The organism is Paraburkholderia sp. SSBN10T (assembly GCF_056619545.1).
Genome location: NZ_JBWQQI010000018.1, coordinates 167988 through 192476 on the forward strand (window position 1 = coordinate 167988; position 24489 = coordinate 192476).

Sequence of the window (24489 nt, forward strand, 5' to 3'; positions counted from 1 at the left end):
CGCTAAGGCTGGGCGGCATAGTATTTCGCCAGCCCGTCGATTTCCTGCGGCGTCAGATGCCGCGCCACATTGCGCATCTGTTCGTTGATGTCGTTGTGGCGCTCGCCGCTCGCAAAGCGCTGCATCTGCGCGGCCAGATAGATCGACGCCTGGCCGCCGAGCCACGGCGCGGCGCCTTTGCGGTCCAGTTGCCCGTGGCACGCCGCGCACGGCGCGATGTTGCGGATCGGGTCGCCTTGCATCGCCAGCCTGACGGCGTCGACATCCTGAGCGGCCCCTGTCGCGCCGCCGGGTTCGGCCGGCGCGGCCCGTTGCAGCGAGGCGTAATATGCGGCCAGATCGTGCAGATCCTGGTCGCTGCGACTCTGGATGATCGGCTGCATGATCGCGTTGACGCGCAGCCCGTTCTGGTAATCGCGCAACTCCTTGTAGATCACGTCTGCGTACTGACCGGCGAGCGCGGGCGCGGTGACCTGCACGGTGCCGAGCACGCCATGGCACATCGAACAGTTCTGCGTCGCGATGGTCGCGCCGCGCCCGATGGAGGCCGCATCGGCATTCACCTGGCGCGGCGGCAACACTACCACCTCGCTGGGCGCCGGCCCGGAGAGGTTCGTGCCGCCGCCGTACCAGCTCGACGGTGCGCCGGCCGCGCTGCAGATCGTCGCCCACAAGCCGCGTCCGCTGAAGTCGCCGTTGGCCGACGGCAGCCAGATAAAGCCGATCAGGATCGAAATGACCGCCACCGCGAAGATGCCGCCCACGCTCGTCACGAACCATGGGTTGCGCATGCTGAAGACGCGTTCCTGATTCATCGCTGGGCTCCGACGACGACCGCCGGCACGGAGGTCTGCTGCAGCCGCAGTAGCTGGAAGACCGGCACGCTGTAATTGACGACCGTCAGGGCGATCATCAGCCCGACCCACAGGCCGAAGCTGTTCAGCGCGGCGGGCACGTGATCCACAGGATGAGTCGCGAGGCTAAAGCGGAATTCCTTGGGCTGCGTCAGCGGTCCGAACTGCGACTTGGCGAGAATGTAGATGAACAGTACGCCGGAGATTACCAGCACGAACCCGCCGATGGCCGACATCGCCACCCAGATGGCCTGCTGTTCGAGGCCGGGCGCGGTGTAGTCGTAGTACGCCATGCGCCGCGGCGCGCCGAGCAGACCCACGTAGTGCCACGGCAGTGTCACGACCATCATGCCGATGAACCACAACCAGAGCTGGGTGCGCACGAGGCTCGGTGAATACAGCGCGCGTCCGGTGAGTTGCGGCCACAGTTCATAGGCGATCGCGAAGTACATGATGACGATCGCGCCACCGAAGATCAGATGGAAATGGCCCGTCACCCACTGCGTGTTGTGGATGGTCGAGTTCAACTGGTAGCTCATGTTGATGAGGCCGCCCGCGCCACCGAGGCCCAGCATGACGAACGAAAACGCCAGCACCAGCATCATCGGATTGCTCCATGGCAGCGCCGTCAGCCAGCCGAACGCGCCCGTGCCGCCGCGCAGGCGTCCTGCGATCTCGACCGAGGCGCAGATCGTGAACACGGTCAGCAAGGTCGGCACCGACACCATCCCGGTGAACACCGCATGCAGGAACTTGAAGCCCGCGCCGACCTGCGGATCGACGAACAGGTGGTGAATGCCGATCGGCATCGCGAAGATCAGGAACAGGATGAACGAGACGCGCGCCATCGAATCGCTGTAGAGACGTCCGCCGATCGCGCCCGGCACGATCGTGTAGTACGCGATATACGCCGGGATCAACCAGAAGTAGACGATCGCATGCAGCGTCCACGAGAACAGTACGCGGGCGAGGCCGGCATCGATGGTGGTCTTCCAGCCGAGCGCCACCGGCAGGATCTGCAGCAGGATTTCAAGCGCTGCGCCAATCGCCGTCCACGCCCATAGATACGCGCCCGCCACGTTGGCGAACATCGCGAGCGGCACGGGCCGCGCCGGATTGGCGCGCTTCCAGATGCGCAGGTTCACGTGCATCAACGCGACCCAGATCCACGAGCCGACCACCACCAGCACGACGCCGATGTAATAGAACGGACTGCCGATCATCGGCGGATAGAAGGTGAACAGCACCGATGCCTGGCCCATCGAGACCGGCACCATCGCCACCACGGCGCCCACCGCGAGGACGAAGAACGCGGCCCACGCCCATTTGAGTCCCACCAGCGGCTGGCGCAGCGCGAGTTCGACGATCGCGTAGCCGAAGCCCATCGCCACGAGCGTCGGCAGCACGTAAGCCATCACCGTGCCGTGCGCGGTCACCGAGCGGTAGTAAAGCTCGGGGTCGCCGACCCACGGCAGCAGCGGACTTCTTACCAGCATCTGCCACGAGCCGAGAAAGAGCGCCAGCAGAAACGCGATGAAGGCGAGCCAGAAGTGCGCGAGAACGAGTCGCTTAGCGAGAAACACAGCTCAGCCTCCTTGATTGTCGTGCCTGCTCGAAGAAGGCGGCCTTGTCGATCACCTTCACGTGCGCCCACATCGTTTGATGGCCGAAGCCGCAGAACTCGTGGCACGGCATCAGATGCTCGCCGGGGTGGTCGAAGCTGGTGGCGAGCGTGGAGATGTAGCCCGGCACGACCATCGTGTTGATGTTGGTGTCCGTGACCAGCAGCCCGTGTACGACGTCCGCGCTGGTGGTGCGGAAGGTGATCGGCGTGCCGGCGGGCACCAGCAGGCACTGCGGCGTGAACGAATACTGCTGCGCGATGAAGCGCACCACGACCGAGCCGTCGGCTTCCACCGCGGAGCCGAGGTTGTCTTCGACGAATTCGCCGGACAACTGCAGGCGCGTCGGGTCGACGGTCTCGACGCGCGAGGGCGGCATCATCGCCCAATGCAGGCCGGAGAACACGATCACGACGAGCATCAGCAGGATCAGGCTCGCGGCGAAGATCGCCCAGCGCCGCTCGGCGCGCAGGGCGACCGCGTGGCCGCCGCCCGGATGATCAGGGGAAGGAGTCGCCATGATCAGTGCACGACGCCGCGCGGCAGGAAGACGAAGAAGTAGAAGCCGAACCAGATCGCCATCACGATCAGCGTGGCGACGCCGGCCACGGCAATCGCACCGTGCGGGCCGGCCGCCACGACGCGTTCGACGTCCTCGTCGGAGGGCGGTGCGGCGCTCGGGTTGTCGTTGGCATCCATCTGCAGGATCTCCGGAACAACGTTGGTTTAGAACCGTTCACGCACTCGCGCGGCGGGCGTTGCCGCGCGGCTCAATGCAGCGGCGCCTTGCGTAGCTCGTTGACCTCGCGCTCCGTCACGGGCGCACCATGATTGCCCCAGGCGGTGCGGATGAAGGTCACGACGGCGGCGGCGTCGGTATCGCTCAACTCCTGGCCGAACGGCGGCATGCCGTACGGTTCGGGATTGCGTTGCGTGCCTGGCGGGAAGCCGCCGTTCAACACGATACGAATCGGATTCACGGCCGAATTCATTTCGATCGACTGGTTGCGCGCGAGCGGCGGGTAATGCTGCACCTGCCCCTCGCCGCTCTGGCCGTGGCAGAGCGCGCACTTGTCCAGATAGATCCGGCTGCCGAGTTCGAACACCTTGGTGCTGGTGCGCGCGGACGGCCCCGATTTGCGCTCGCGGTCGTTGTCGGGCAGCGTCTTCAGATAGGCGGCCATTGCCTTGATGTCGTCGTCGCTCATGTACTGCAGGCTGTGATACGTCACCTCGGCCATCGGGCCGTAGACCGCGCCGCGATCGGAGATGCCGGCTTGCAGCAGATCGACGATGTCCTTCACGCTCCAGTCGCCGAGGCCGCCGTCCTTGTCGGAGGTGAGCGACGGCGCGTACCAGTTCTGCACCGGGATCAGGCCGCCCGCAAACTGGTCGCGCTGCGACGAGCCGCCGAGCAGGTTGATCTTCGTGTGGCACAGCGTGCAATGGCCGAGGCCTTCGACCAGATACGCGCCGCGATTCCATTCCACCGAGCGGGTCGGGTCCGGCTTGTACTCGCCTTCGCGGAAATAGAGTGTGCGCCAGCCGAGCAGCAGCTTGCGCTGGTTGAAGGGGAATTTCAGTTCATGCGGACGGCTCGGTTCACGCACCGGCGGCACCGACTGCAGATAGGCGAAGATCGCATCGGAGTCCTCGCGTGTCACCTTGGTGTATTGCGCAATCGGCATGGCCGGGTAGAGCAGCTTGCCGTCAGGGGTGATGCCGGTGCGCATCATGTGAAAGAACGCATCCGGACTCCAGGCGCCGATGCCGTACTGCGCGTCCGGGCTGATGTTCGGCGAGTAGAGGGTGCCGAACGGCGTTTCCATCGCGAGGCCGCCGCCGAACATCTTGCCGCGCGGGGCGGTGTGGCAGGCAATGCAATCGCCGGCGCGCGCCAGGTACTCGCCGCGTTTGACGATGTCCGGGCGGGTGTCGCCGGCGGAGGTGCTTGCCGTGTCTGTTGCGGGGGGCGCGCTGGCAGCATCGGATGCGGCGAATGCTGCTTGCATCAACGGCGTATGCGGGACAGTCAGCGCAAGAACGATGGCGAGCCGCGCCAGGCCGCGACGACTCGCGCCGCTCGCGGCTGCCGGACCCAAAGCCCGCGCGAATCCAAAGAGGAGCGTCAAGGAGATCGGCTTCATTGCGGTTGACTCCCGCAGGCCAACGGCAACGTGCCGGCGCTGGCCGGCGCCGGCCGCGGATCCTCCGGCCTCGGCTGACGGGCCAGCCAGTTCGATACCGCGGTAATGTCCTTGTCGGTCAGCTTGACGGCAATGGCATGCATGCAGTCCGGTGCGATTGCATGACGCGTACCGGAGCGCCAGGTGCCCATCTGTCCGGCTATGTAGCTCGCATGCAGACCGAGCAGTCCCGGGATGCCGGGTTGCGCGCCGGTCAGGCGCGCGCCGTGGCAGGCGGCGCAGGCGGGCAGCTTGCGCGCGGGATCGCCGTGCGTGACGAGCCGCTCGCCGTATGCGAGCACCGCCGGCGCGACGTTGCCGGTGTCGGCATTCGGATAGGGCGGCTGCAGGTCGGCGAAGTACTGGCTGATCTTGTGCAGGTAGTCGTCCGGCAGGAAGGCGATCAGATAGCCCATCGGCGGATAGGTGCGGCCGCCATCGCGAAACGCGATCAACTGGTTGAACAGATAGTCGGCCGGCTTGCCGGCAATGCGCGGGAAGTAATCGTTGTTGCGCCCCTGGCCTTGCACGCCATGACACGAGGTGCAGGCGCGCACGCGCTCGTCCATTGCCGAGGGCATGGGCGCCGCCGCATCGGTGGCGGCGAGCGCCGCGCCGGCCCATGCGGCGCACATCACCAATAGAAGCAGGGATCCGATAGTTCTGCGATGCACGCCAAGCCTCGTCAGGGAGAACGCGTTTGTACGCATACTTCTCACGCACCGGACACCGATGCATGACAACCCTTCAAACTGCTTTAGACCGCAACAGCGAAACAGAGAATCAGAATGGATTAGTGGACTTTGGTGCGCAGCGCGAAATAATACGACCGAGTATTTACCTCATTTCACGCTTGGTCGCACGCAATGCCTGTGGGGTGAAGGCTCTCAATTTGCAAGCTGATTTTTCTCGCGCAGTGTTGCTGGAGCGCACGGCGAGATTGCATCAATTTTCCACCAGCGTCAACTGAACAGCCGTACCAAAGCGGCACGCGCATTGGTGACGCGTGCGCTTTCGCCCGAACGTCCCGACAACAAGTGAAATTCCACCGAAGGCAACGCCGGCAAGCCCACGCCCGGTCCACACGCAACCACCCCGGGACCGATTGACGATTCGTTCAGGCAGCCAATCCCAAGCCCCGCCTTCAGCGCGAGCTGCAGACCCGCGACGCCTGATGCGGAGTGCGCGATCAGGTATGGCACCTTGCGTTCCTCGAGCAGCTTGACGACAAAGCGCTGCAACTGGCAGGTGGACGGCAGCAGCACGAGCGGAAACGGTTGGCTCACACGAGGATTCGCGTCGGTCGCGATCGCCCACACCAGCTTCTCGCGGCGCACGACGATGCCTTTGTCGCGTCCGCCGCCGGCTGCGCCGCGCCGGGACGGCGGCGTCATCAGGCGCAACGACAAACCGATGTCAAAGGCCGCGTCGTCACCGGCGCTTTCGTCGATCACCGCGCTAGGCAGCACCGTAACGTGCAGCTTCAGCCGCGGATATTGTTCCGAGAACGTTTTCAGGATGCGGGCGATATCGTGCGGACGATAGTAGTCGGTGATCGCGATGCGCAGTTCACCGTCGAGGGAATGGCCTTGCAGGTCTTCGAAGGCCGCTTCGCTCATCGCAAGGATGCGGCGTGCGTGTTCGAGCAGCCGGGCGCCCGCATGCGTGGCGGTGACGCCCTGCTTGCTGCGCACCAGCAACGGCTGACCCACGCGCTCCTCCAGTTTCTTCAACTGCTCGCTCACCGACGACTGCGACAGGAACACCCGCTCCGATCCGGCCGAGACGCTGCCCGCCTCGGCGACGGCGACGAAGGTGCGCAATTGGCCCAAATCGAATCCGCGCCCGCTCATGATTCGGAATCTCCGATGGAAGTGATCTGATTTTCCGGCTTTTCCGATGGATCGTCCAGCCTTACGATCGCCTCAGTCAATCCATGCTGGGGAGCATCATGAGCAGTGAATCTTTGCGCGTGGCGCAGATGGGCCGTACTTATGGCGCCAGGCACCGGTGGAAGGTACTGGGCGTCGGCTTCGCAGCCAACGCCAGTTTTTCGGCGGCGTTTTCCGGCATCCCGACGACCGCTGTGTTTTTGCGCTCCGGTTATCACATCGGCAATAGCGGTCTCGGGCTGGTGCTTGGCATGCTTGGGCTCGGCATCGCGGTGAGCGAAGTGCCGTGGGGGCTTCTGACCGACCGTTGGGGCGACCGGCGGGTTCTGTTGCTCGGCCTCGGCGCCACTGCCGCGGCGCTCGCGGGCATGGCGCTGCTGGTCGTGCCGGGCGGCGCTTACGTGCCCGGTCTTGCGACGCTGGCGCCTGGCCTTTTGCTGGTCGGCTTGCTCGGCGGCAGCGTCAACGGTTCGAGCGGCCGCGCGGTGATGGCCTGGTTTCGCGAAGGCGAGCGTGGCCTCGCCATGAGCATCCGCCAGACCGCGGTGCCCGCCGGCGGCGGGCTTGGGGCGCTGATGCTGCCGGCGCTCGCGTCGCACTTCGGCTTCGCCGGTGTGTATGGCGTGCTCGCGCTGCTCTGCGCGGTGACGGCGGCGTTCGCGTGGCGCTGGCTGCACGAGCCGCCGTTGCATGAACACGCGGATGGCCAACGCAGTGCCGCCGCCGCTGCCGCGTCGGGTGCGAACCCCGGCCCGTTGCGCGACGCCCGAGTGTGGCGAGTCGCGCTGGGCATCGGTGCGCTATGCGCGCCGCAAATCGCGGTGGTGACCTTTGCCACGGTGTTCCTGCATGACTTCAGTCACGCGGGCGTCCTGCTGATCAGCGCGACGATGGCGGCAGTGCAAACCGGCGCGGCGATCGCCCGGGTCTGGAGCGGTCGATGGACCGACCGGCGCGGCAACCGTCGCGCGTATATGCGGGCCTGCAGTTTGTTGAGCGCGGCGCTGTTTGCGCTGCTCGCTGTCGTGACGGCCGTGAGCGGCGCGCACCATGCGGCACTGACGACGGTGCTGGTCGGACTCGTCGTCCTCGGTGGCGTGAGCGCCTCGGCCTGGCACGGCGTGGCCTTTACCGAACTTGCGACGCTCGCCGGTACGCGTCGCGCCGGCACCGCGCTGGCGATGGGCAACACGTTTGCCTTCCTGACGTTGTTCGTGACACCGCTGGCGATTCCGCTGTTGCTCTCGGTCGGTTCGTGGCCGCTGGTGTGGGCAGTGGGCAGCGCGTGCGCGTTGATCGCGTTGCCGGTGTTTCCGCGCCCGATTTCAACTGGCGCGCTCACGGCGGCGCGCACTCAGGTGCGGTGTGAGCCCTAACGGTAGAAGAGTGTAGGAGGGATTGGCCGGCAGTTACGTGATTCCGATGAATAAAATCTGGAATCCTTATGTGGTGAAAAACGATCATCGACGGGATGACTTGATTCAGAAAGCTCCGATTGGAAATGCCTTTGCCGAATGATTTTATGGAGACGCCTGCTACGCCATTTCGAAGCTGTGAGCCGGGCCGGGAGAGCGGCACGACTCTAGCGTTGTATCGAAATGAGTGACGCTGATAGACACACGACAATCGAGAAAAACCATGGCGAATCTTCGAGTCATTCTGGCAGACGATCATCCGTTCGTGTTACTCGGCATCCGTTCCGCGCTTTGCTCGCATCGCGACATCACGATCGCCGGAGAGGCGACGGGACCGGCGAGTCTGATCGATCTGCTGCGCAGCGTTCCCTGCGAGGTGCTCGTTACCGATCTAACCATGCCCGAGGCGAATGGCGCCAGCGGCGACAGCATGGACCTTATCCGGCGGATTCGCCATGAATGGCCGGCGCTACGCATGGTGGTGCTGACCGGTTTGACGAACGCCGCCATTCTGAGGTCGGTCCTGTCGGGCGGCGCCGCAGGCATCCTCAACAAGAGCGACGCGATGACTGAACTGGCCGCGGCAATTCGCTCAGCCGGAGACGGCCGCGTCTACATTGGCGGGTCCGTTCTCGAAGCGCTCGACAAACTCGGGAGAGAACCGGACGGCACGCGGCGAACGCGTCGTCTGTCGCCGCAAGAGTCTGAGGTTATCGGGTTGTTCGCACAAGGTAAGTCGATATCTGAAATCGCATGTGCGTTAGGGCGCGACGTTCGCATTGTCAACCGGCAGAAGCGCTTTGCCATGGCGAAGCTCCGCGTGGTCAATGATCCCGGTCTGTATGCCTATCTGAAGGCTAACGAGGTAGTCCGATAATCAGGTTGGATAGCTAAATAAAATATTTATAGAGGAGGCCATCGATTTCCATTTCGGAGCAATCTTATGTTTGCGCCATGCCAAATGTCTGATGCTCGCCGCTGGATCAGTTGTTCCGGCAGAGGGCGCGACCGGAAACCGGGAAATGGGGGAGCCAGACACCATGCACGAAGACACCAGTGTAAGCACACCTGTCAGAGCCATCGTCGCGGACGATCATCCGCTTGTCCTGTTGGCCGTTGAAAACCTGATAGCCGGTTTTCCCAATATGGAGATCGTCGGTCGAGCTTCCGATACCGCCGAGCTGTTCGCCGAGGCCGATCGTGTCGAGTGCGATCTTGCCGTGATGGACCTGCACATGCCCGGCACGATCGAAGGCGACGGCTTCGTCACCCTGCGGCAGTTCCGCAAACGCCATCCGCGCATGGCGCTGGTGGTGTTGACCATGGAGACCGATGCCGACGCGCTGCAGCGGGTGCTCTCGCTGGGAGCCGAAGCGCTCCTGAGCAAGCGCGACCGGATCGACCTGATCCATCTGGCGATTGTGAGCGCGCTGGCGCATGAGCGCTATATCGGCCCGGCAGTCCGCGCGTTGCTCGCCGACGCGACTCAGGCGCGGCGGCTCGAGTTCGTACGCACAGTCCTGTCGTCGCGCGAACTCGAGGTACTCAGGCACTACGCGTCGGGCCTGGGTGTGACTGAGATCGCCACGCGGCTTGGCCGCAGCGTCAAGACGATCAGCTCGCAGAAATGCACCGCGATGCGCAAGCTCGCGCTGCACAGCGACTGCGAGTTCTTCAGGTTTGCGCTCGAATGCAGCTTGCTGCCCGACGACTTCCCGTAGCGCCGGCACTGATCCGGTAAGGCGTCGCACGCAGCGAGTCTGCGCGACGGTGAGAACCATGACTGACCCGTCCGGGGGATGCACTGCGTGCACGGAGGGTCAGTCAACCTCAATACAACAACATGAATCCGACTATTCGAGTCATTGTGGCCGACGATCATAGTTGTGTGCGCTTTGGCGTGCGGCATCTGCTGGAAGCCGGGTCACGCATGTCGGTCGTCGGCGAGGCGCCGGATGCGCAAACGCTCGTCGAGTTGCTCGACACCTGCCCCTGCGATGTGGTGGTCTCCGATATCGGCATGCCGGATCTCGATGGTCTCAACAACGCGACGCCGCTCTTGCGGCGCGTCTTGCGCTACCCACCGCATCCGCGAGTGGTGGTGCTGACCATGATCTGCCATCCGCCCACCTTGTCGGGTTTGCTGTACCTGGGCGTTTCGGCCATCGTCGACAAGCGCGATACCGTCGACGCACTGCCTGAGGCGATCGACGCCGCCGTGGCGGGGCGCAGCTATCTGTCGGCCAGCGTACAGGCGGCCTTCGCCGAAGCGGGTTGTGTTCCGCATCCACGCGCTGGAATCCTGAGTGCGCGGGAATGGGAGGTGTTGCGCCTCTATATACGGGGCATGTCCATCTCGGAGATTGCCATGCTGCTGAGCCGCAGCAGCAAGACCATCAGCACGCAAAAGCGCAGCGCGATGCGCAAGCTCGGGCTCGAGTCGGAAATCGCCCTGATCAGGTACGCCCAGCAGATAGGCTTGACCTGAACGTCTGTGAGAGGGGTGTTCGTGAACTGTCGGGAAGTCTCGCTGATTTAAGAATCGTCTGATGAGTCGGGCTGCATCGCCATTTCATACTTGCGTGTGGCATGCGATGCATGAGTGGTTGCAAAAAGCCTTTCATGCAAAAACGATTCGGCATGCAAATTTGCTTCAGAAATCTGCATGGCCGCGGATCGGCGCCTCGTGCGCGCTTTCGCACCGTGTAACTCGGAAAGTGAGGGCGCAATGATGAGCTTGAGCAAGCGGTTGGCGGTCGAGTGTGCGGGAACGGCGTGGCTGGTGTTCGTGGGTTGCGGCAGCATCGTACTGAATACGGCGGCTGGGCAGCCCAGTTTTGGCGCGCTCCAGGTGGCGCTTGCATTCGGGCTTGCACTCACCACCGCGACCTATTCGCTGGAGCACTTGTCCGGCGCGCACTTCAACCCCATCGTGACGGTTGGAGAAGCCGTCGCCAACCGCCTCCCGATTCACGACCTGGTGCCGTACATCGCCGCGCAGATTGGCGGTGCGCTTGCCGGCACGGCGCTGCTCGCCTATGTGGCGAGCGGGCGCCCGGGGTTCGATCTGGCAGCGAGCGAGTTCGGCGCCAACGGCTTCGGCGACCATTCCCCCGCAGACTATCAGTTCCATTCGGCGCTTGTCATCGAGCTGCTGATGTCTTTCGCGTTGGTCATGGTGAATCTGCTGATGTCGCACCGACGCGTCTCACGTTCCGTCTCACCGCTGGTTAAAGGCGCTTGCCTCGCGCTGGCCTATCTGATTGCACTGCCTGTCACCAATGCGTCGGTCAATCCGGCGCGTTCAACTGCGCCGGCCTTGTTCGTCGGCGACTGGGCGCTCGATCAGCTTTGGCTGTTCTGGGCCGCACCATTGGCTGGGGCCATCGCTGCGGGCGTCCTGTACGCGCGCTTATGGGGCAAGCCGCGTGCAACGCGTGGCGGCACGACGGAGCAACAAGGTGAGTTCGCCTGATCTCTGTTTCCCGGCGCGATACCGTGCATCCGTCATGAGCTCGTCTCGCGTCCACAGCGGGTTTGAAGCATGGCGGCGTCTGTGGCAGCTGGCAGTGGTGGTGCTCATGCTGCCTGGCGTGCCGCTAGCGCTGGCGGCGAATCCGCCGGGCGCCGCTTCGGCCCAGGCGAGTGGCGCAGTGCCGGCGAGGCTTGTAGTAGGCACGCTTGCAGGCGGATGGGCGCCCTTCGAAGCGGTCGCCGATGGTCGCCTGAGCGGCTTGAGCGTCGACTATCTGCGCGCCCTCGTCGGTCCCGACGTGGTCCTTGTGCCCAGGACCTTTCACGATATGCCGCAACTGCTGGCGGCCGCCGCGGCCGGCCAGGTCGATCTGTTGATGAGCATCGCGCGCACGCCGGAGCGCGAGCACAGTCTCAGCTTCACGGCGCCGTATTTCTGGGCCACGACCTCCGTGGTCGTCAAGGCCGACGACAAGACCGTGACGGAAGTCACGCAGCTTGCCAGCGCCAGGCTCGCCGTCGAGAAGGGCTTTGCGCTGGAGCGAACGCTGCGCGGACGTTTCCCGCGCGCGCAGATCGCGGCTTTCGCGGACCGGGCCTCGGCCTTACGCGCAGTCGCGCAGGGCCATGCTGACGCTTATCTGGGCTTCACGCCCGCGGTTCAATACGTGCTCGCCAGCGAAGAATTCCGGGGGCTGCGCATCGCCTTCGAAGAAAGCGGCCGCCCCAGCGAACTGCGCTTCGCCGTGCCGCGCGAGCGCGCCGCGCTGCGCGATCAGCTCGACCGCGCACTTGCCGCCATGAATCCGGCCGACGAAGCCGCTATCCGTGCGCGCTGGCTCGACGCCAACTTCTTTTCGCCTCCCATCTATACCGCCCGGCGTCTCATGCTCAGCCCCGCCGAGCAGTCATGGCTGCGCTCGCTGCCGCCTGTCGCAGTCGGCTTCGACAGCGGCTGGCCGCCGTTCAGCTACCTCGACGCCGGGGGCCGCCCGAGCGGCATGGCCGCCGAATACCTCGACTATCTGAGCCGCGCGCTTGGCATCCGCTTCGCCCATGCGCCGTTTGCTGATTGGCCTGCCACCTTGGGCGCGTTTCAGCACGGCGATCTCGCGGTTCTGGCGACGGCGGCACGCGGCGATCCGCGGCTCAAGAACGCGGTGAATACACGCCCGTATGCCAGGCATCCGCTCGTCATGGTGGGGCGCGAGAACGAGCCCGCTGCGCGCAGTCTGAATGATTTCGCCACGCGCCGCATTGCCGTATCCGCGCATGTCGCCGGGTCGGTTCCGCTCGCCGCGTACAACATTCCGCCTGCGAACGTGACCGTTGCGTCTAACCTCGAAGAGGCGCTCAAGCTAGTGGCGCTCGGCAAGGCGGATGTTCTGGTCGGCAACGCAGCCGCCGTCGATATCGAGCTGAAGCGCCACTACGAGGGCGAGCTGAAGATTCTTGGCATGCTCGGCGAATCCGCTTCGCTGGGCTTTGCCGTGCACTCCGATCTGGCGCCGCTTGCCGGCTTGATCGATCGTGCGCTGACGGCCATGCCGCCCGCGGAAAAGCAGCGCATCCGCCAGAAATGGGCGAGCGGCAATGGCGGCGGGCACGGCGCCTGGAGTGTGCCGGCCGTGCGCCTGCTGCCTTTGCTGATCTGCATCGGTGCGGTGCTGGTGGTGACGTTGCGCGCTTACCTGCTGCTGCAGCGCGAGGTGCGGCTGCGTAAGCAGACCGCGCGCGAACTGGCGCGCGCCCGCGATCTTGCCGAGGCCGCCTCGCGCGCCAAGGACAGCTTCCTGGCAATGATGAGCCACGAGATCCGCACGCCGATGAACGGCGTGCTCGGGCTCGTCGAAGTGCTCGAACGCACGCGCCTGAATGCCGATCAGGGTGAGATGCTCGGCATGATTCACGAGTCCGCGGGCGCGTTGCTGCAGATTCTGGACGACCTGCTCGACTACTCGAAGATCGAGGCCGGCCGACTGACTATCGAGGCGGAGCCGATCGACCTGCGCGAACTGGTCGACAACGCGGTCGGCCTGCTCGCCGGGCGGGCTCACGAGAAGGGCTTGAAAGTACGCGTCGATATCGCTCCCGAGGTTGCGGCCAGCTTGCGCGGCGACTGCGTGCGGCTGCGGCAGATCCTCTTCAACCTGCTCGGCAATGCGATCAAGTTCACGCCGGCGGGCGAGGTCGGAGTGCAGGTCTGCGTGGTCGGGCGGACGCAGCACACCCAGACGCTGGAGATAAGTGTCGAGGACACCGGCATTGGCATTGAGCCGAAGGTTCAGGCGCGCTTGTTCGAACCGTTCGTGCAGGCCGAATCCTCGACGACAAGGCGCTTTGGCGGCACCGGGCTTGGCTTGACCATCTGCCGCAAGCTCATCGCGTTGATGGGCGGCGCGCTTGAGTTGCAAAGCACGCCGGGCATGGGTACCCGCATGATCGTTCGGCTCGTGATGCCGGTCGAGGCGCAGCACTACAAGGTCAGCGGCTTGCGTGGCAAGCGCGGGCTTGTCGCAGTCCCGGACCCTCGCGTTGCGCAGGCGCTGGTGCATTTTGGCCGGGCGCTTGGCATCGAGTTGCGCCAGGTCGGCGAGGGCGCGGCCGAGTTGAGCGACCCGGCCGCGCTCGTTGACGCGGACCTCGTATTGCTCGGCGAGGGTCTGGCGCTACCGGGCGCAGCGCGCTTGGGTCCGCGTGTCATCTATGTGACGGAAAAGCCCAAGCCAACCGGTTACCGTATTCTGGACGATACGGTGCGGCTCAGTATCAATCCCATTTCCTGGCGCGGGCTCAGTGCGGCCTGCGCGGCCGCACTGACCGGTTTGTCGACGCCCGCGCCTCACGCACGGGGAAGCGCGGAACAGAGCGAGGCGCCCCCCGACCGGGAGCGCGCCATCGCGAGTGGCCGGTTGATCCTTGTGGCGGAGGATCATCCGGTCAATCAGGAATTGATCCGTCACCAACTCGCTTTGCTAGGCTTCGCGTGCGATGTGGTGAACGACGGCGTGGAAGCGCTCGCCGCGCTGCAGGCAACCCGCTACGGGTGCCTGATTACCGATTGCCACATGCCGAACCTGTCCGGCTATGAACTGGCGCGGCGCGTGCGCGAAGCGGAACAGGCGCAGGAGAGCGGAGCAGGGCGTCTGCCGATTCTCGCCATTACCGCCAATACGGCACCGGAAGATCTGAGCCAATGCCGCGCCGCCGGCATGGACGATTGCCTCGTCAAGCCGACCCGTCTGGCAACCCTGCGCGAGCACCTGAGCCGTTGGTTCGGCGCGGACGGCGCACGCCAGGACGCGCCGGTCGAAGCGGTCAGTGCGGCGGGGAGCGCGGGGGCGGCCGCCGGCCCGCAAGGGCAGGAATCCGTCGAGTCCTTCGTGCCTGTGGATCTCGGCCATATGACGCAATTGTGGGGCAGCGAATCGACCGTCAAGGCGCTGCTCGATTCGTTCGTGATGTCCGTGCGGGACGATGTCCGGGCATTGCCGGCTCTGCTCGATCACGCCGATGTCGCGCAGTTGCGTGAATGGCATCACCGGATGCTGGGCGCGGCGGGCGTGCTGCGTTATCCGCCGCTACTGGCGGTGCTGGAGCAATACCGGCGCGGTATCGCCGTCAAGACGCCCGAGGTGCTGCGTGCCGAGGGTCTCGCGCTCGTCAGGAAGTGCAATGCGATGCTCGACGGCATCGAAGAGCAGGCCGCTTTGCTTGCGTAGAGCGAAAAAAAACGCGGCCGAAGCCGCGTTAAAGATTGGAGACATCCTTCGATGAAGGAGTCACTTCTCGCTACGTGAAGCATAGCGCCCGAATGCCAATTGATTGACTGCATATTGCGCAATTAAGTATTTTGAAATAGTGAAGGAAAGGCCGCCACGGCACCAATGGTGTGATTCGTACGGTTCGAACCACTGGAACCCGGTCAGCCGGACGGCAGCGAGCGATTTGCACTAGTATGTGGTGGCTCCGCGCGCAGCCTGTCCGCTGGTGCGGCGGTGCACCAAGTCCGGAGAGAAAAAATATGATCGCAGTTCGGAAACTGAGTCTGGGTGTCGTGTGGTGGGCGCTGGCGTCGGGGATCGCCTGCGCGGATACGGTGGCGTTGAAGGCGGATCTGGAACCGTCGAGTGAAGTTCCGCCGCGCGTGAGCCACGCGCACGGCATGCTGAGCGCCACCTTCGATACGTCGACCAAGGCGTTGCAGTGGACTGTCACCTACGAGGATCTGTCCAGTCCCATCACGGCGGCTCACTTCCATGGCCCGGCACCGGTCGGGCAGAACGCGAAGATCCAGATCCCGATCGAGAAGAGTGCATTGGCCAGCCCGATCAAGGGTTTCGCCACGTTGTCCGACCCGCAAGTCACCGACCTGATGGCCGGCCAGTGGTACTTCAACATCCATACCGTGCAGAATCCGACGGGCGAGATTCGCGGCCAGGTGCGACCTTCCAACTAGCTAGCCTGGTGTTGCGAGCGGTTTAGAACGGATCGTCCAGCGGCTTTATCGTCGAACGCACGTACCATGACACACGACCGTTCATGGAGGGGCTTCCAATGAGTTGGCAAAGTGCGCTCGCGTGCTGGTATCTGCGCCGGCAGTTTCGGCCGGCCACGCAAAGGACCGAGATCAACGTCGAGGCCGCACGCGCGCTCACTGCGAAGCGCGCATGGTCGCCCAAAGTGCCGGCTGGCTGGCGCTTGCGGGAACAGTACGAGGCGGGCGAGAGCTTGCGCGGCGAATGGTTCGAGCCGCTCAGCGCCGGGAGTGGCGACAGCGCTGCGGCCGGTGCCGCCGCGACGCCCACCATTCTGTATCTGCACGGCGGCGGTTATTACTTCTGCTCGCCGCGTTCGCATCGCTCGCTGGTGTTTGGTCTGGCGACGCGCTCGCGCGCTCCGGCGTTTTCGCTCGACTATCGCCTCGCGCCCGAAGCGCGCTTTCCCGCGGCTTTGGACGATGCGCTGGCGGCCTATCGGCAACTCATTGCAAGCGGCATTCCCGCGGAATCCGTCGTGATTTCAGGCGACTCTGCCGGCGGTGGCCTGGCGCTTGCGACCCTCGTTGCCTTGCGCGATGCCGGCGATTCGTTGCCGGCGGGCGCCGTGCTGTTTTCGCCGTGGACCGATCTTGGCGCGAGCGGTGCATCGATTCGCATCAACGACGGCGCCGACCCGATGTTCCGCGGCGCCGCTGTCGGCCGGGCCGCGAAGCTGTACCTCGGCGATACGCCCGCGACTCACCCGCATGCATCGCCGGTCTACGCCGATTTGCACGGCCTGCCGCCGCTCCTGATTCAGGTTGGCAGCACCGAGGTGCTGCTGGACGATTCGCGGCGGGTGGCCGAGAACGCGCGCACCGAGGGCGTGTCGATCGACCTGCAGGTGTGGCCGAACATGCCGCACGTCTGGCAGATCTACACGCCGTTCATCCCCGAAGCGCGGCGCGCGCTCGACGATGCCGCCGGTTTTGTGCGCAAGGTCACGAGCCCGCGCAACGCTCAGCCGTCAAGCGCGATGTCGATGGTCTGATAGGCGGCCTTCACCGCTTCCGTCCCGTATCGCCGCTCAAGTCGCCGCACGGTGAAATGGCCGTGGGCGACCAACTGGAAGTGGTCCATAAAGACGGTGTTGACCATCGCCCCCAGTACCGCGCCGATCGCGGGAATCGACTTGGCTGCGATCTGTTCGCTCACCTGCACCGAGAAGCGCGATGCGATGGTGTTGAGCAGGCGCAGCAGCGCCGCCGAGCCGTGCGAGGTGAAGCCTTTGGTCGCGATTTCCGATGACGCCTTCGAGACCGCCTGCGCGAGGGCTCCGCGCATGATGAAGTAGCCGTAGTCGGCGTCGTCGTCGGCTTTCGAGGCGCCGCCCATTCCCAGCACCGTCAGACACTGCAACTGCGCGTCGATCGACGACAGGTCTTCACCTTCGCTGCGCGCAATGTCGCAGATCGAACGGAACATCAGCGTGGTCGTGACCGGCAATTCCACCGGCAGTGCGAACAGGCCGAACGCGCCGCCGGCCGCGCCGGTGGTGGCCACCGCGAACTTGTGCAGCAGGTTGCTGGGCTTGTCGGGGGCCGCAAGCGGCGCGGCGGCGTCGTGGCGGCCCAGCGTGCGCAGGGCGATCTGCAGACACTTGCGCAAGGCAAGCTCGGTCGCATCGGTCACTTTTTCGTTGGCCATCGCCGGCATGCGCGACAGCAGCTTTTCAAGCGGCGCGCCGACCATACTGGCGAGCTTCATTGCCAGTGCGGGGCTTTCCAGCTCGTGTTTCGCGCGTCGCAGCGCGCTCAGGTCTTCGGCGGACAAGCTTTGTTCGGCGAGCGAATTGGACTCCATGGGCCTCCCTGTGGCGGGCAGATTCTGTAGATAGCCGATCGGCGGCGCACCGGAATGTGCGTCTCCGTCGTCAGTTTAGAGCGCCAGAACATGCTATCATTCCCCGTTACTTGACGCGTCAACTGTTGCGCTATCAAAAATGGCTGTCCATACCGCGGCTCACCACTCGAGTGGGCAAGTTTTACCGTTCCGTGAATCGCTGATGGCGATGCTCGGCGTTTCTTTCGTGACAATGCTTGTCGCGCTCGACCAGACCGTGGTCGGCACGGCGCTGCCGACGATCGTGGCCGAGCTCAAAGGCTTCGAGCTATACGCCTGGGTCGCCACGTCCTATCTGCTGACCTCGGTCATCACGGTGCCGATCTTCGGGCGCCTGGGCGATTACTACGGGCGCAAGCCGTTCGTGATTGCGTCGATCGTGGTCTTCACCGGCGCCTCCGTGCTGTGCGGGATGGCCAACAGCATGCTGTTCCTGGTGCTGGCGCGCGGCCTGCAGGGGATCGGCGGCGGCATGCTGGTGGGCACCGCATTCGCCTGCATTCCCGATCTGTTCCCCGATTCCGTCGTGCGCCTGCGCTGGCAGGTGTTGATGAGTTCGGCGTTCGGCATCGCCAACGCGATCGGACCGTCGCTCGGCGGTTTCCTGACCCAGTACTACGGCTGGCGCTCGGTGTTCTATGTGAATCTGCCGGTCGGCTTGCTGTCGCTGTTCTTCGTTTGGCGCTTTCTGCCGCATTTGCGGCATGTCGAGCATGAAGGCAAGATGCGCCTCGACTGGCCCGGCGCGTTGCTGATTGCGATCTCGCTCGGTTGTCTGCAACTGTTCGTCGAAATGCTGCCGAAGCACGGCGTGACGCTCTCCGCCGCCGTATTGCTGGCCGTGAGCGTGGCATCCGCTTACGGGCTGTTGAAATGGGAGCGGCGTTGTCCGACGGCGATCCTGCCCGTCGACATGTTCCGCAACCGCAGTCTCGCCGCGCTCTTCACGCTTGCGGTGCTCGGCGGCTTCACGATGTTCTCGCTGCTGTTTTACGCGCCGCTGTTGTTCCAGGGCGGTTTCGGCATGTCGCCGAAAGAAGCGGGCCTCGTGATTACGCCGCTCGCCGTGTTCATTACGATCGGCAGCATTGCCAACGGACGGATCGTGTCGCGCGTGCGCAATCCGAACCTGATGCTGTACGTGGGATTCGCGCTGGTCGCGCTGTCATGCCTCGGCACGGTGGTGGCGACGCGCGCCATGCCGCAATCGCTGCTGATGTCGTTCATGGTGCTCGGCGGTCTCGGTCTCGGCTTTGTCATGCCGAACCTGACCATCTTTGCGCAGCAGACGGCGGGCCGCGAACATCTCGGCATCGCGACGGCACTGCTGCAATCGCTGCGGATGATCGGCGGGATGATCGGCACGGCGCTGACCGGCACGCTGGTCACGCATATGTATGCGAACGGCGTGCGCAACGCACTCGAGCGCGATCAGGCGACGCACTGGTTTGCCGATATGGGCGACCCGCAAATCCTCATCAATCGCGATGCCCAGAGCACGCTGCTGGACCAGTTGACGCACGCCGGACACAACGGCGCGATGCTGCTGGAGTCGGCGCGCGAGGCGCTGGTGGCGGCGATTCATCTGGGGCTCGCGCTGGCGGCTATCATTGCGGTCGTGTCGGTCTGGCAAAGCCGCCGCGTGCCGCCAATCAAGCTCAAGCGCCAGCTCGAGCCGACCATTCTCGCAGATTGATTTTCGAACACCCGCGTCATCGGAACACCATGGAAGAACAGGATCGCGTCGCCATCGTTCAGCAATTCGGCCGCACCTATCGGGCGTTCATGTCGGCGTTCGAAGCACAGGTTGGCCATCCCATGCCGCGCTGGCGGGTCATGCTGGCGTTGCACGACCAGGGCGGCGAGTCGTCGCAGAAGCGCCTCGTCGAGCGTTTGCGAGTGGACCCGGGCGCCCTGACGCGTCAGTTGAAAGCGCTTGAAGTGCTGGGCTGGATTTCGCGCAGCATGGACGAGCGCGATAACCGCATCACCAACGTGCGACTCACCGAAGCGGGGATGGCGGCCACTGAAGCGAGCCTGCCGCGCCGCAACGCGTTCCTCCACGATACGATGGCCGCACTGCCGGACGAAGCGCTGTCGGCGCTGTCCGGTGCGTTGCAAATGCTCGAAGTGCGGATTGGCGAAGTGGCCGCGGCCGGGCAGGGGCAGGCGGCGGCTTGAGGTTTTATGACCGGGCGGCGGGCTTTGGCGCCTGCCGCCCGGTGATTTCTCGATTAGCGCCGGGTGAGCCTGAAATAAGCGCCCGCTTCAGAAGAACGTCTCGATGACTTCCGTGACCTGATACGACGGATTGACCACCAGCAACTGACGCCATTTATCGAACGTCAGACAGGGGTGCGAGATGTCGAACGCGATCATGTCGCCGACCTTCAGATCCGCGCCTGCGGGAATCCGCAGATAGGCGTGCTGATCCATCATGCCGAAGATTTCCCAACCCTCGCTGGCAGCGATCTCGCGCGGCGCTTCCGTACCCGGACGATAGTGGCGTGCGGGTTCCGGCATGCCGGCGTCGAACGCGGAATCGCGCTTGCCGAGGCCGATAATCGCGCGGTCCGGTTCGGGAATCGACTGCACGTACGCCCACAGTTGCAGCGCCGGCAGCAGGCCTTCACCCATTTTTCTGGCGATCGGATTGCGCGCAAAAATATCCGTCTGCGCTTTCCGATAGACGCCCACGTCATGCGTCAGATAGCAGCCTGGCCGCAACACCACTTCGACCTGACCGGCAGCCGATGCCTTCACGAACTCTTCCGCGACCACGTCGTACCACGCCGAGCCCGCACCCGACAGAATGGCCGGCGTGCGCGCAAAGCGCCCTTCGTCCGCCAGTGTGCGCGTGATGGCGACGGCGCTTTGCAGAAACTCGCGGACCTCCGCTTCTTCCTTCAGTACGCCTTCATACAGTTCGACGCCGGCTAGCTTGAGCGCATCCGGATAGCGTGCGATTGCGTCCAGCACGGCGGTGCGCTGCGCTTCGTCGCGCACACCGGTGCGACCGCCCGGCACGCCGAGCTCGAGCAGCACATTCAGCGATTTGCGCACCGAGCCGAAGAACTTGCCGAGCTGCTCGACGCCTTCCACCGAATCCACCAGGCAGAAGAACTCGAACTCGGGGTCGCTCAGCATCTCCGCGATCATCAGCATGTTGCGGCGGCCGACCAGCTGGTTGGCCATCAGGATGCGCGACACGCCGCCGTGATAGGCGGCCCGCACCTGATGCGCGGTGGCGAGCGTGATGCCCCACGCCCCGGTTTCGAGCTGACGGCGAAACAGTTGCGGCGCCATGGTGGTCTTGCCGTGCGGCGCGAGCTTGACGCCGTACTCTGCGACGAACGCCTGCATCCATTTCAGGTTGTGTTCGATACGATCCGCGTAGAGCACGGCAGCCGGCAGGCTCACGTCCTCATTGAGCAGATTCCATTCAAGGCGGCCGGCGTCCATCAGCTGGATACTGGTGCCCGGAACCATGCCCAAGCCCTTGCTATAAGGATCAATCGTCGCGCCCTGATAGTTTGTAACTTTCATGTAATCCTGCTCCGTCTTCCAGAAAAATTGCAGCGAAGTTGACTTTCATATGTTACCGAAAGTACGATGCTTGCTGAAATGTTATTTAGTACCACGGCGCGGGCGCCGGCTGGTACAAGGTGCCGCGAGCGGTGTTTTCGAGCGTTCCGCGCGCTGCAACGGTCTTCCGATCCTGACGGTCCTTCATGAATTCCAGCGCTGAACCGCTTACGTTCGACATTGTCGCCCGCATCGCCGAATGCGCGCCGGAATTGCGCTCGGCCGAGCGCAAGGTGGCCGCGCTGATCCTCGACGACCTGACCGGCGCGTCGCGGGCCAGCATCGGCGCGCTGGCGCAGCAGGCCGGCGTCAGCGTTGCCACCGTCACGCGCTTTGCCAAGGCGGTGGGTTGCCGCGACGTGCGCGAACTGAAATTGCGGCTTGCCCAGGCGGCGGCAGTGGGGCAACGCTTCCTGCAAAGCGGCGCGACCGCCGGCACCCCCGAGCCGCTCGCCACCCGCGTGTTCGACGAAGTGCAGACCGCGCTGACGCACAACCACCAGTTGCTGCGCCAGGCGCCGCTCGCCGAAGCGGCCGCCGCGCTGCGCGAGGCCCGCATGATCTACGTGTTCGGCATGGGCGGCGGTTCGACCGCGTTGGCCGACGAAATGCGCTTTCGCCTCGTGCGCCTCGGCAGGCCGGTGGCGACCTACCAGGACGGCTTGCTGCAACGGATGGTGGCAAGCACGGTATCGCGCGAATGTGTCGTGATTGCGTTATCGACTACCGGACGCGTGCCCGAGATGGTGGAGAACTGCCGCATCGCGCGCAGCTACGGCGCGACCCTGATTACGCTGACCGCACCGGCCTCGCCGCTGGCGCGGCTGGCGGACTGGGTGATCCCGATTGTCGCGTTCGAAACCGATTTCATTTACAAGCCGTCGTCATCCCGTTACGCGATGATGATGGCGCTTGACGTCCTCGTCACCGAACTCGCCGTGAGCCAGGGCGACGAGAGCCGCGAATTGCTGCGCCGCATGAAACACGCGCTGGATGCGCATCGTGGCGGCGGCGACCGACAACCGCTAGGAGACTGACCTATGCATTCGCATCCCGAAGCCGCGGATACGCTGATCATCGACGCGCAACTGTACGACGGCACGGGCGCTCCGCCGCTCGAACGCGACGTGGCTTTGCGCGACGGCAGGATCGTGGCGATCGGCAACCTGTCGAACTGGCTGGCCGAAGAGATCGTGGAAGCGAACGGCCGTGCGCTGGCGCCGGGTTTCATCGACGTCCACACGCACGACGACACCCACGTGATCCGCGCGCCGCAGATGCTGCCGAAGATCAGCCAGGGGGTGACGACGGTGATTGTCGGCAACTGCGGCATCAGCGCGTCGCCGGTGGCCTTGAAGGGCGACCCGCCGGATCCGATGAACCTGCTGGGCGAGCGCGATGCGTTCCAATATCCAACCTTTGCCGCCTATGTCGAAGCGGTGAACGCCGCGCGTCCGGCGGTGAACGTGGGCGCGCTGATCGGGCACACGGCGCTGCGCAACAACCAGATGGACCGGCTAGACCGCGCCGCGACGGCGCAGGAAATTGCGGGGATGCGCGCGCAACTCGAGGAGGCGCTTCAGCATGGCGCACTCGGCTTGAGTTCGGGATTGGCGTACGGCTCCGCGTTCGCGGCGCCGACGGAAGAAGTGATGGCGCTTGCCGAGCCGCTGGCTGCCGCAGGAGCGCTGTACACGACGCATATGCGCACCGAGTTCGACGCGATTCTCGACGCGATGGAAGAGGCGTACCAGGTCGGGCGCCACGCACGCGTGCCGGTGGTGATCTCGCACCTGAAGTGCGCGGGTCCGACGAACTGGGGGCGCAGCGTCGAGGTGCTGGAGTCTCTGGACGGCGCGCGCCGCATGCAGCCGATTGGGTGCGACTGCTACCCGTACAACCGCAGCTCGTCGACGCTGGACCTCAAGCAGGTGACGGGCGATATCGACATCACGATTACATGGTCGGAGCCGCATCCGGAGATGGCGGGCAAGCTGGTGAAGGAGATTGCCGCCGAATGGGGTGTGACGCAGCAGGAGGCGGGCAAGCGCCTGCAGCCGGCGGGGGCGGTGTATCACAACATGTCGGAGGGCGACGTGCGGCGCATCCTGTCACATCCGGCGACGATGGTGGGTTCGGACGGCTTGCCGAACGATCCGTTGCCGCATCCACGGTTGTGGGGTGCGTTTCCGCGCGTGCTGGGGCACTACGCGCGGGATGCGGGATTGTTGCCGCTGGAGGAAGCGGTGCGCAAGATGACGAGCTTGTCGGCACGGCGCTTTGGCTTGACGCAGCGCGGCGAGGTGCATGTGGGTTATCACGCGGACCTGGTGTTGTTCGACCCGGTGCGGGTGCGGGATGCGGCGACGTTCGACAAGCCGCAACAGCCGGCAGACGGGATTGACGCGGTGTGGGTGAACGGCGTGTTGTCGTACCGGGATGGGCAGCCGACCGGCGAGCGGGCAGGGCATTTTGTGGCACGCGGTGCGGCGTCGGTGGTGGATGCGCAGGGCGCGTTTTGAGGTTTTGGTTTTATTGACGCGGTGCGTGAGGGGCTTCTTTCCTGGCTTGCGTGCCGCTGGATCTTATAAGGAGTGTTTGTGATGAAGCGATATGGCGTTGAGGGTGGCAAGGGGACCGGTGGGCAGCATATGCCGTTCGCGCGTGCGGTTGAAGCGGATGGTTGGTTGTTCGTGTCCGGGCAGACGCCGATGGAGAATGGCGAAGTGATCGATGGCGGGATCGTGGCGCAGTCGCACAAGGCGATTCAGAATGTTTTTGCCATTCTCAAAGAAGCCGGCTATGGCGCCGAGCATGTGGTTCGGTGTGGGGTTTGGCTTGATGATCCTAGGGATTTTGCTTCGTTTAATAAGGTTTTTCGTGAGTACTTTGGGGAGAATCCTCCGGCGCGGGCGTGTGTTGTTTCTAGTATGGTGATTGACTGCAAGGTTGAGGTTGATTGTGTGGCGTATAAGGCGCCTTCGGCTTAAGGGGTAAGGGTTTTTTGCCTGCGGCGGCTTGTTGTTTGTTGGTTTGCCTGGGGTGTTGGCCTTTCCTTGCTGTGTTATTGGTTTATTT

23 protein-coding genes are annotated in these 24489 nt (G+C 64.4%); 14 read left to right on the forward strand and 9 right to left on the reverse strand.

Going from position 1 to position 24489, the window contains the following annotated elements; translation table 11 throughout:
- Positions 1 to 2: 2 nt before the first annotated feature.
- The 6 genes from AC1ECK_RS25645 to AC1ECK_RS25670 all read right to left on the reverse strand — a co-directional run bounded on the left by AC1ECK_RS25645 (position 3) and on the right by AC1ECK_RS25670 (position 5336).
- Entirely contained in the window at positions 3 to 815 is an 813-nt protein-coding gene (locus AC1ECK_RS25645) for a c-type cytochrome (protein WP_480324090.1), read from the reverse strand.
- On the reverse strand, positions 812 to 2437 hold the full coding sequence (locus AC1ECK_RS25650) for a b(o/a)3-type cytochrome-c oxidase subunit 1 (protein ID WP_480324092.1): 1626 nt from the start codon (positions 2435 to 2437) through the stop codon (positions 812 to 814). The genes AC1ECK_RS25645 and AC1ECK_RS25650 overlap by 4 nt, the downstream gene beginning before the upstream one ends.
- Entirely contained in the window at positions 2424 to 2996 is a 573-nt protein-coding gene (locus AC1ECK_RS25655; RefSeq protein ID WP_480324094.1) for a cupredoxin domain-containing protein, read from the reverse strand. Before AC1ECK_RS25655 ends, AC1ECK_RS25650 begins: the two co-directional genes overlap by 14 nt.
- Before the next feature lie 2 nt (positions 2997 to 2998).
- Complete coding sequence (locus AC1ECK_RS25660) at positions 2999 to 3175, reverse strand: hypothetical protein (protein WP_480324096.1); 177 nt, start codon at positions 3173 to 3175, stop codon at positions 2999 to 3001.
- A 71-nt stretch (positions 3176 to 3246) separates the two neighbouring features.
- On the reverse strand, positions 3247 to 4623 hold the full coding sequence (locus AC1ECK_RS25665; RefSeq protein WP_480324098.1) for a c-type cytochrome: 1377 nt from the start codon (positions 4621 to 4623) through the stop codon (positions 3247 to 3249).
- On the reverse strand, positions 4620 to 5336 hold the full coding sequence (locus AC1ECK_RS25670; protein ID WP_480324100.1) for a c-type cytochrome: 717 nt from the start codon (positions 5334 to 5336) through the stop codon (positions 4620 to 4622). The genes AC1ECK_RS25665 and AC1ECK_RS25670 overlap by 4 nt, the downstream gene beginning before the upstream one ends.
- 62 nt (positions 5337 to 5398) lie before the next feature.
- On the opposite strand from AC1ECK_RS25670, the gene AC1ECK_RS25675 reads away from it, so the two are divergent.
- Positions 5399 to 5632, forward strand: a complete 234-nt coding sequence (locus tag AC1ECK_RS25675) for a hypothetical protein (protein WP_480324102.1) — start codon at positions 5399 to 5401, stop codon at positions 5630 to 5632.
- Here the strand turns inward: AC1ECK_RS25675 and AC1ECK_RS25680 are convergent.
- The gene (locus tag AC1ECK_RS25680) at positions 5625 to 6515 is read right to left on the reverse strand and encodes a LysR family transcriptional regulator (protein WP_480324104.1); all 891 of its coding nucleotides are present in this window, start codon (positions 6513 to 6515) and stop codon (positions 5625 to 5627) included. The genes AC1ECK_RS25675 and AC1ECK_RS25680 overlap by 8 nt on opposite strands.
- Positions 6516 to 6613: 98 nt before the next feature.
- Here AC1ECK_RS25680 and AC1ECK_RS25685 point away from each other — a divergent pair, with 98 nt between their 5' ends.
- The 8 genes from AC1ECK_RS25685 (at position 6614) to AC1ECK_RS25720 (ending at position 16975) form a co-directional block, all read left to right on the forward strand.
- Positions 6614 to 7930 carry an MFS transporter gene (locus AC1ECK_RS25685; protein ID WP_480324106.1) on the forward strand — a complete coding sequence of 439 codons (1317 nt, stop codon included), beginning with the start codon at positions 6614 to 6616 and terminating at the stop codon, positions 7928 to 7930.
- A gap of 226 nt (positions 7931 to 8156) precedes the next feature.
- Positions 8157 to 8846: a response regulator gene (locus AC1ECK_RS25690; protein WP_480324108.1), complete on the forward strand. Its 690-nt coding sequence runs from the start codon at positions 8157 to 8159 to the stop codon at positions 8844 to 8846.
- Between the two features lie 145 nt (positions 8847 to 8991).
- Positions 8992 to 9690 (forward strand): response regulator, encoded by a 699-nt coding sequence (locus AC1ECK_RS25695; RefSeq protein ID WP_480324110.1) that lies wholly within the window; start codon positions 8992 to 8994, stop codon positions 9688 to 9690.
- A gap of 122 nt (positions 9691 to 9812) precedes the next feature.
- On the forward strand, positions 9813 to 10457 hold the full coding sequence (locus tag AC1ECK_RS25700; protein WP_480324112.1) for a response regulator: 645 nt from the start codon (positions 9813 to 9815) through the stop codon (positions 10455 to 10457).
- Between the two features lie 240 nt (positions 10458 to 10697).
- A complete protein-coding gene (gene aqpZ, locus AC1ECK_RS25705) occupies positions 10698 to 11444 on the forward strand; it encodes an aquaporin Z (RefSeq protein WP_480324114.1) in 747 nt (248 codons plus the stop codon).
- 34 nt (positions 11445 to 11478) lie between these two features.
- A complete protein-coding gene (locus tag AC1ECK_RS25710) occupies positions 11479 to 15165 on the forward strand; it encodes an ATP-binding protein (RefSeq protein ID WP_480324116.1) in 3687 nt (1228 codons plus the stop codon).
- Between the two features lie 302 nt (positions 15166 to 15467).
- Positions 15468 to 15902, forward strand: a complete 435-nt coding sequence (locus AC1ECK_RS25715) for a CHRD domain-containing protein (RefSeq protein ID WP_480324118.1) — start codon at positions 15468 to 15470, stop codon at positions 15900 to 15902.
- Positions 15903 to 16000: 98 nt separating this feature from the next.
- Positions 16001 to 16975 (forward strand): alpha/beta hydrolase, encoded by a 975-nt coding sequence (locus AC1ECK_RS25720; protein ID WP_480324120.1) that lies wholly within the window; start codon positions 16001 to 16003, stop codon positions 16973 to 16975.
- Here AC1ECK_RS25720 and AC1ECK_RS25725 read toward each other — a convergent pair.
- Positions 16945 to 17787 (reverse strand): EcsC family protein, encoded by an 843-nt coding sequence (locus AC1ECK_RS25725; protein WP_480324122.1) that lies wholly within the window; start codon positions 17785 to 17787, stop codon positions 16945 to 16947. The genes AC1ECK_RS25720 and AC1ECK_RS25725 overlap by 31 nt on opposite strands.
- A 139-nt stretch (positions 17788 to 17926) precedes the next feature.
- Here AC1ECK_RS25725 and AC1ECK_RS25730 point away from each other — a divergent pair, with 139 nt between their 5' ends.
- A complete protein-coding gene (locus AC1ECK_RS25730; protein WP_480324124.1) occupies positions 17927 to 19522 on the forward strand; it encodes an MDR family MFS transporter in 1596 nt (531 codons plus the stop codon).
- A 29-nt stretch (positions 19523 to 19551) separates the two neighbouring features.
- Positions 19552 to 20007: a MarR family winged helix-turn-helix transcriptional regulator gene (locus tag AC1ECK_RS25735; RefSeq protein ID WP_480324126.1), complete on the forward strand. Its 456-nt coding sequence runs from the start codon at positions 19552 to 19554 to the stop codon at positions 20005 to 20007.
- Positions 20008 to 20094: 87 nt separating this feature from the next.
- Here the strand turns inward: AC1ECK_RS25735 and AC1ECK_RS25740 are convergent, their stop codons facing one another.
- Positions 20095 to 21372 (reverse strand): amino acid deaminase, encoded by a 1278-nt coding sequence (locus AC1ECK_RS25740; RefSeq protein WP_480324128.1) that lies wholly within the window; start codon positions 21370 to 21372, stop codon positions 20095 to 20097.
- Between the two features lie 185 nt (positions 21373 to 21557).
- On the opposite strand from AC1ECK_RS25740, the gene AC1ECK_RS25745 reads away from it, so the two are divergent.
- The 3 genes from AC1ECK_RS25745 to AC1ECK_RS25755 all read left to right on the forward strand — a co-directional run bounded on the left by AC1ECK_RS25745 (position 21558) and on the right by AC1ECK_RS25755 (position 24401).
- On the forward strand, positions 21558 to 22448 hold the full coding sequence (locus AC1ECK_RS25745) for a MurR/RpiR family transcriptional regulator (RefSeq protein ID WP_480324130.1): 891 nt from the start codon (positions 21558 to 21560) through the stop codon (positions 22446 to 22448).
- Between the two features lie 3 nt (positions 22449 to 22451).
- Complete coding sequence (locus tag AC1ECK_RS25750; protein ID WP_480324132.1) at positions 22452 to 23933, forward strand: N-acyl-D-amino-acid deacylase family protein; 1482 nt, start codon at positions 22452 to 22454, stop codon at positions 23931 to 23933.
- Positions 23934 to 24014: 81 nt separating this feature from the next.
- Positions 24015 to 24401 (forward strand): RidA family protein, encoded by a 387-nt coding sequence (locus tag AC1ECK_RS25755; RefSeq protein WP_480324134.1) that lies wholly within the window; start codon positions 24015 to 24017, stop codon positions 24399 to 24401.
- Positions 24402 to 24489: the final 88 nt, after the last annotated feature.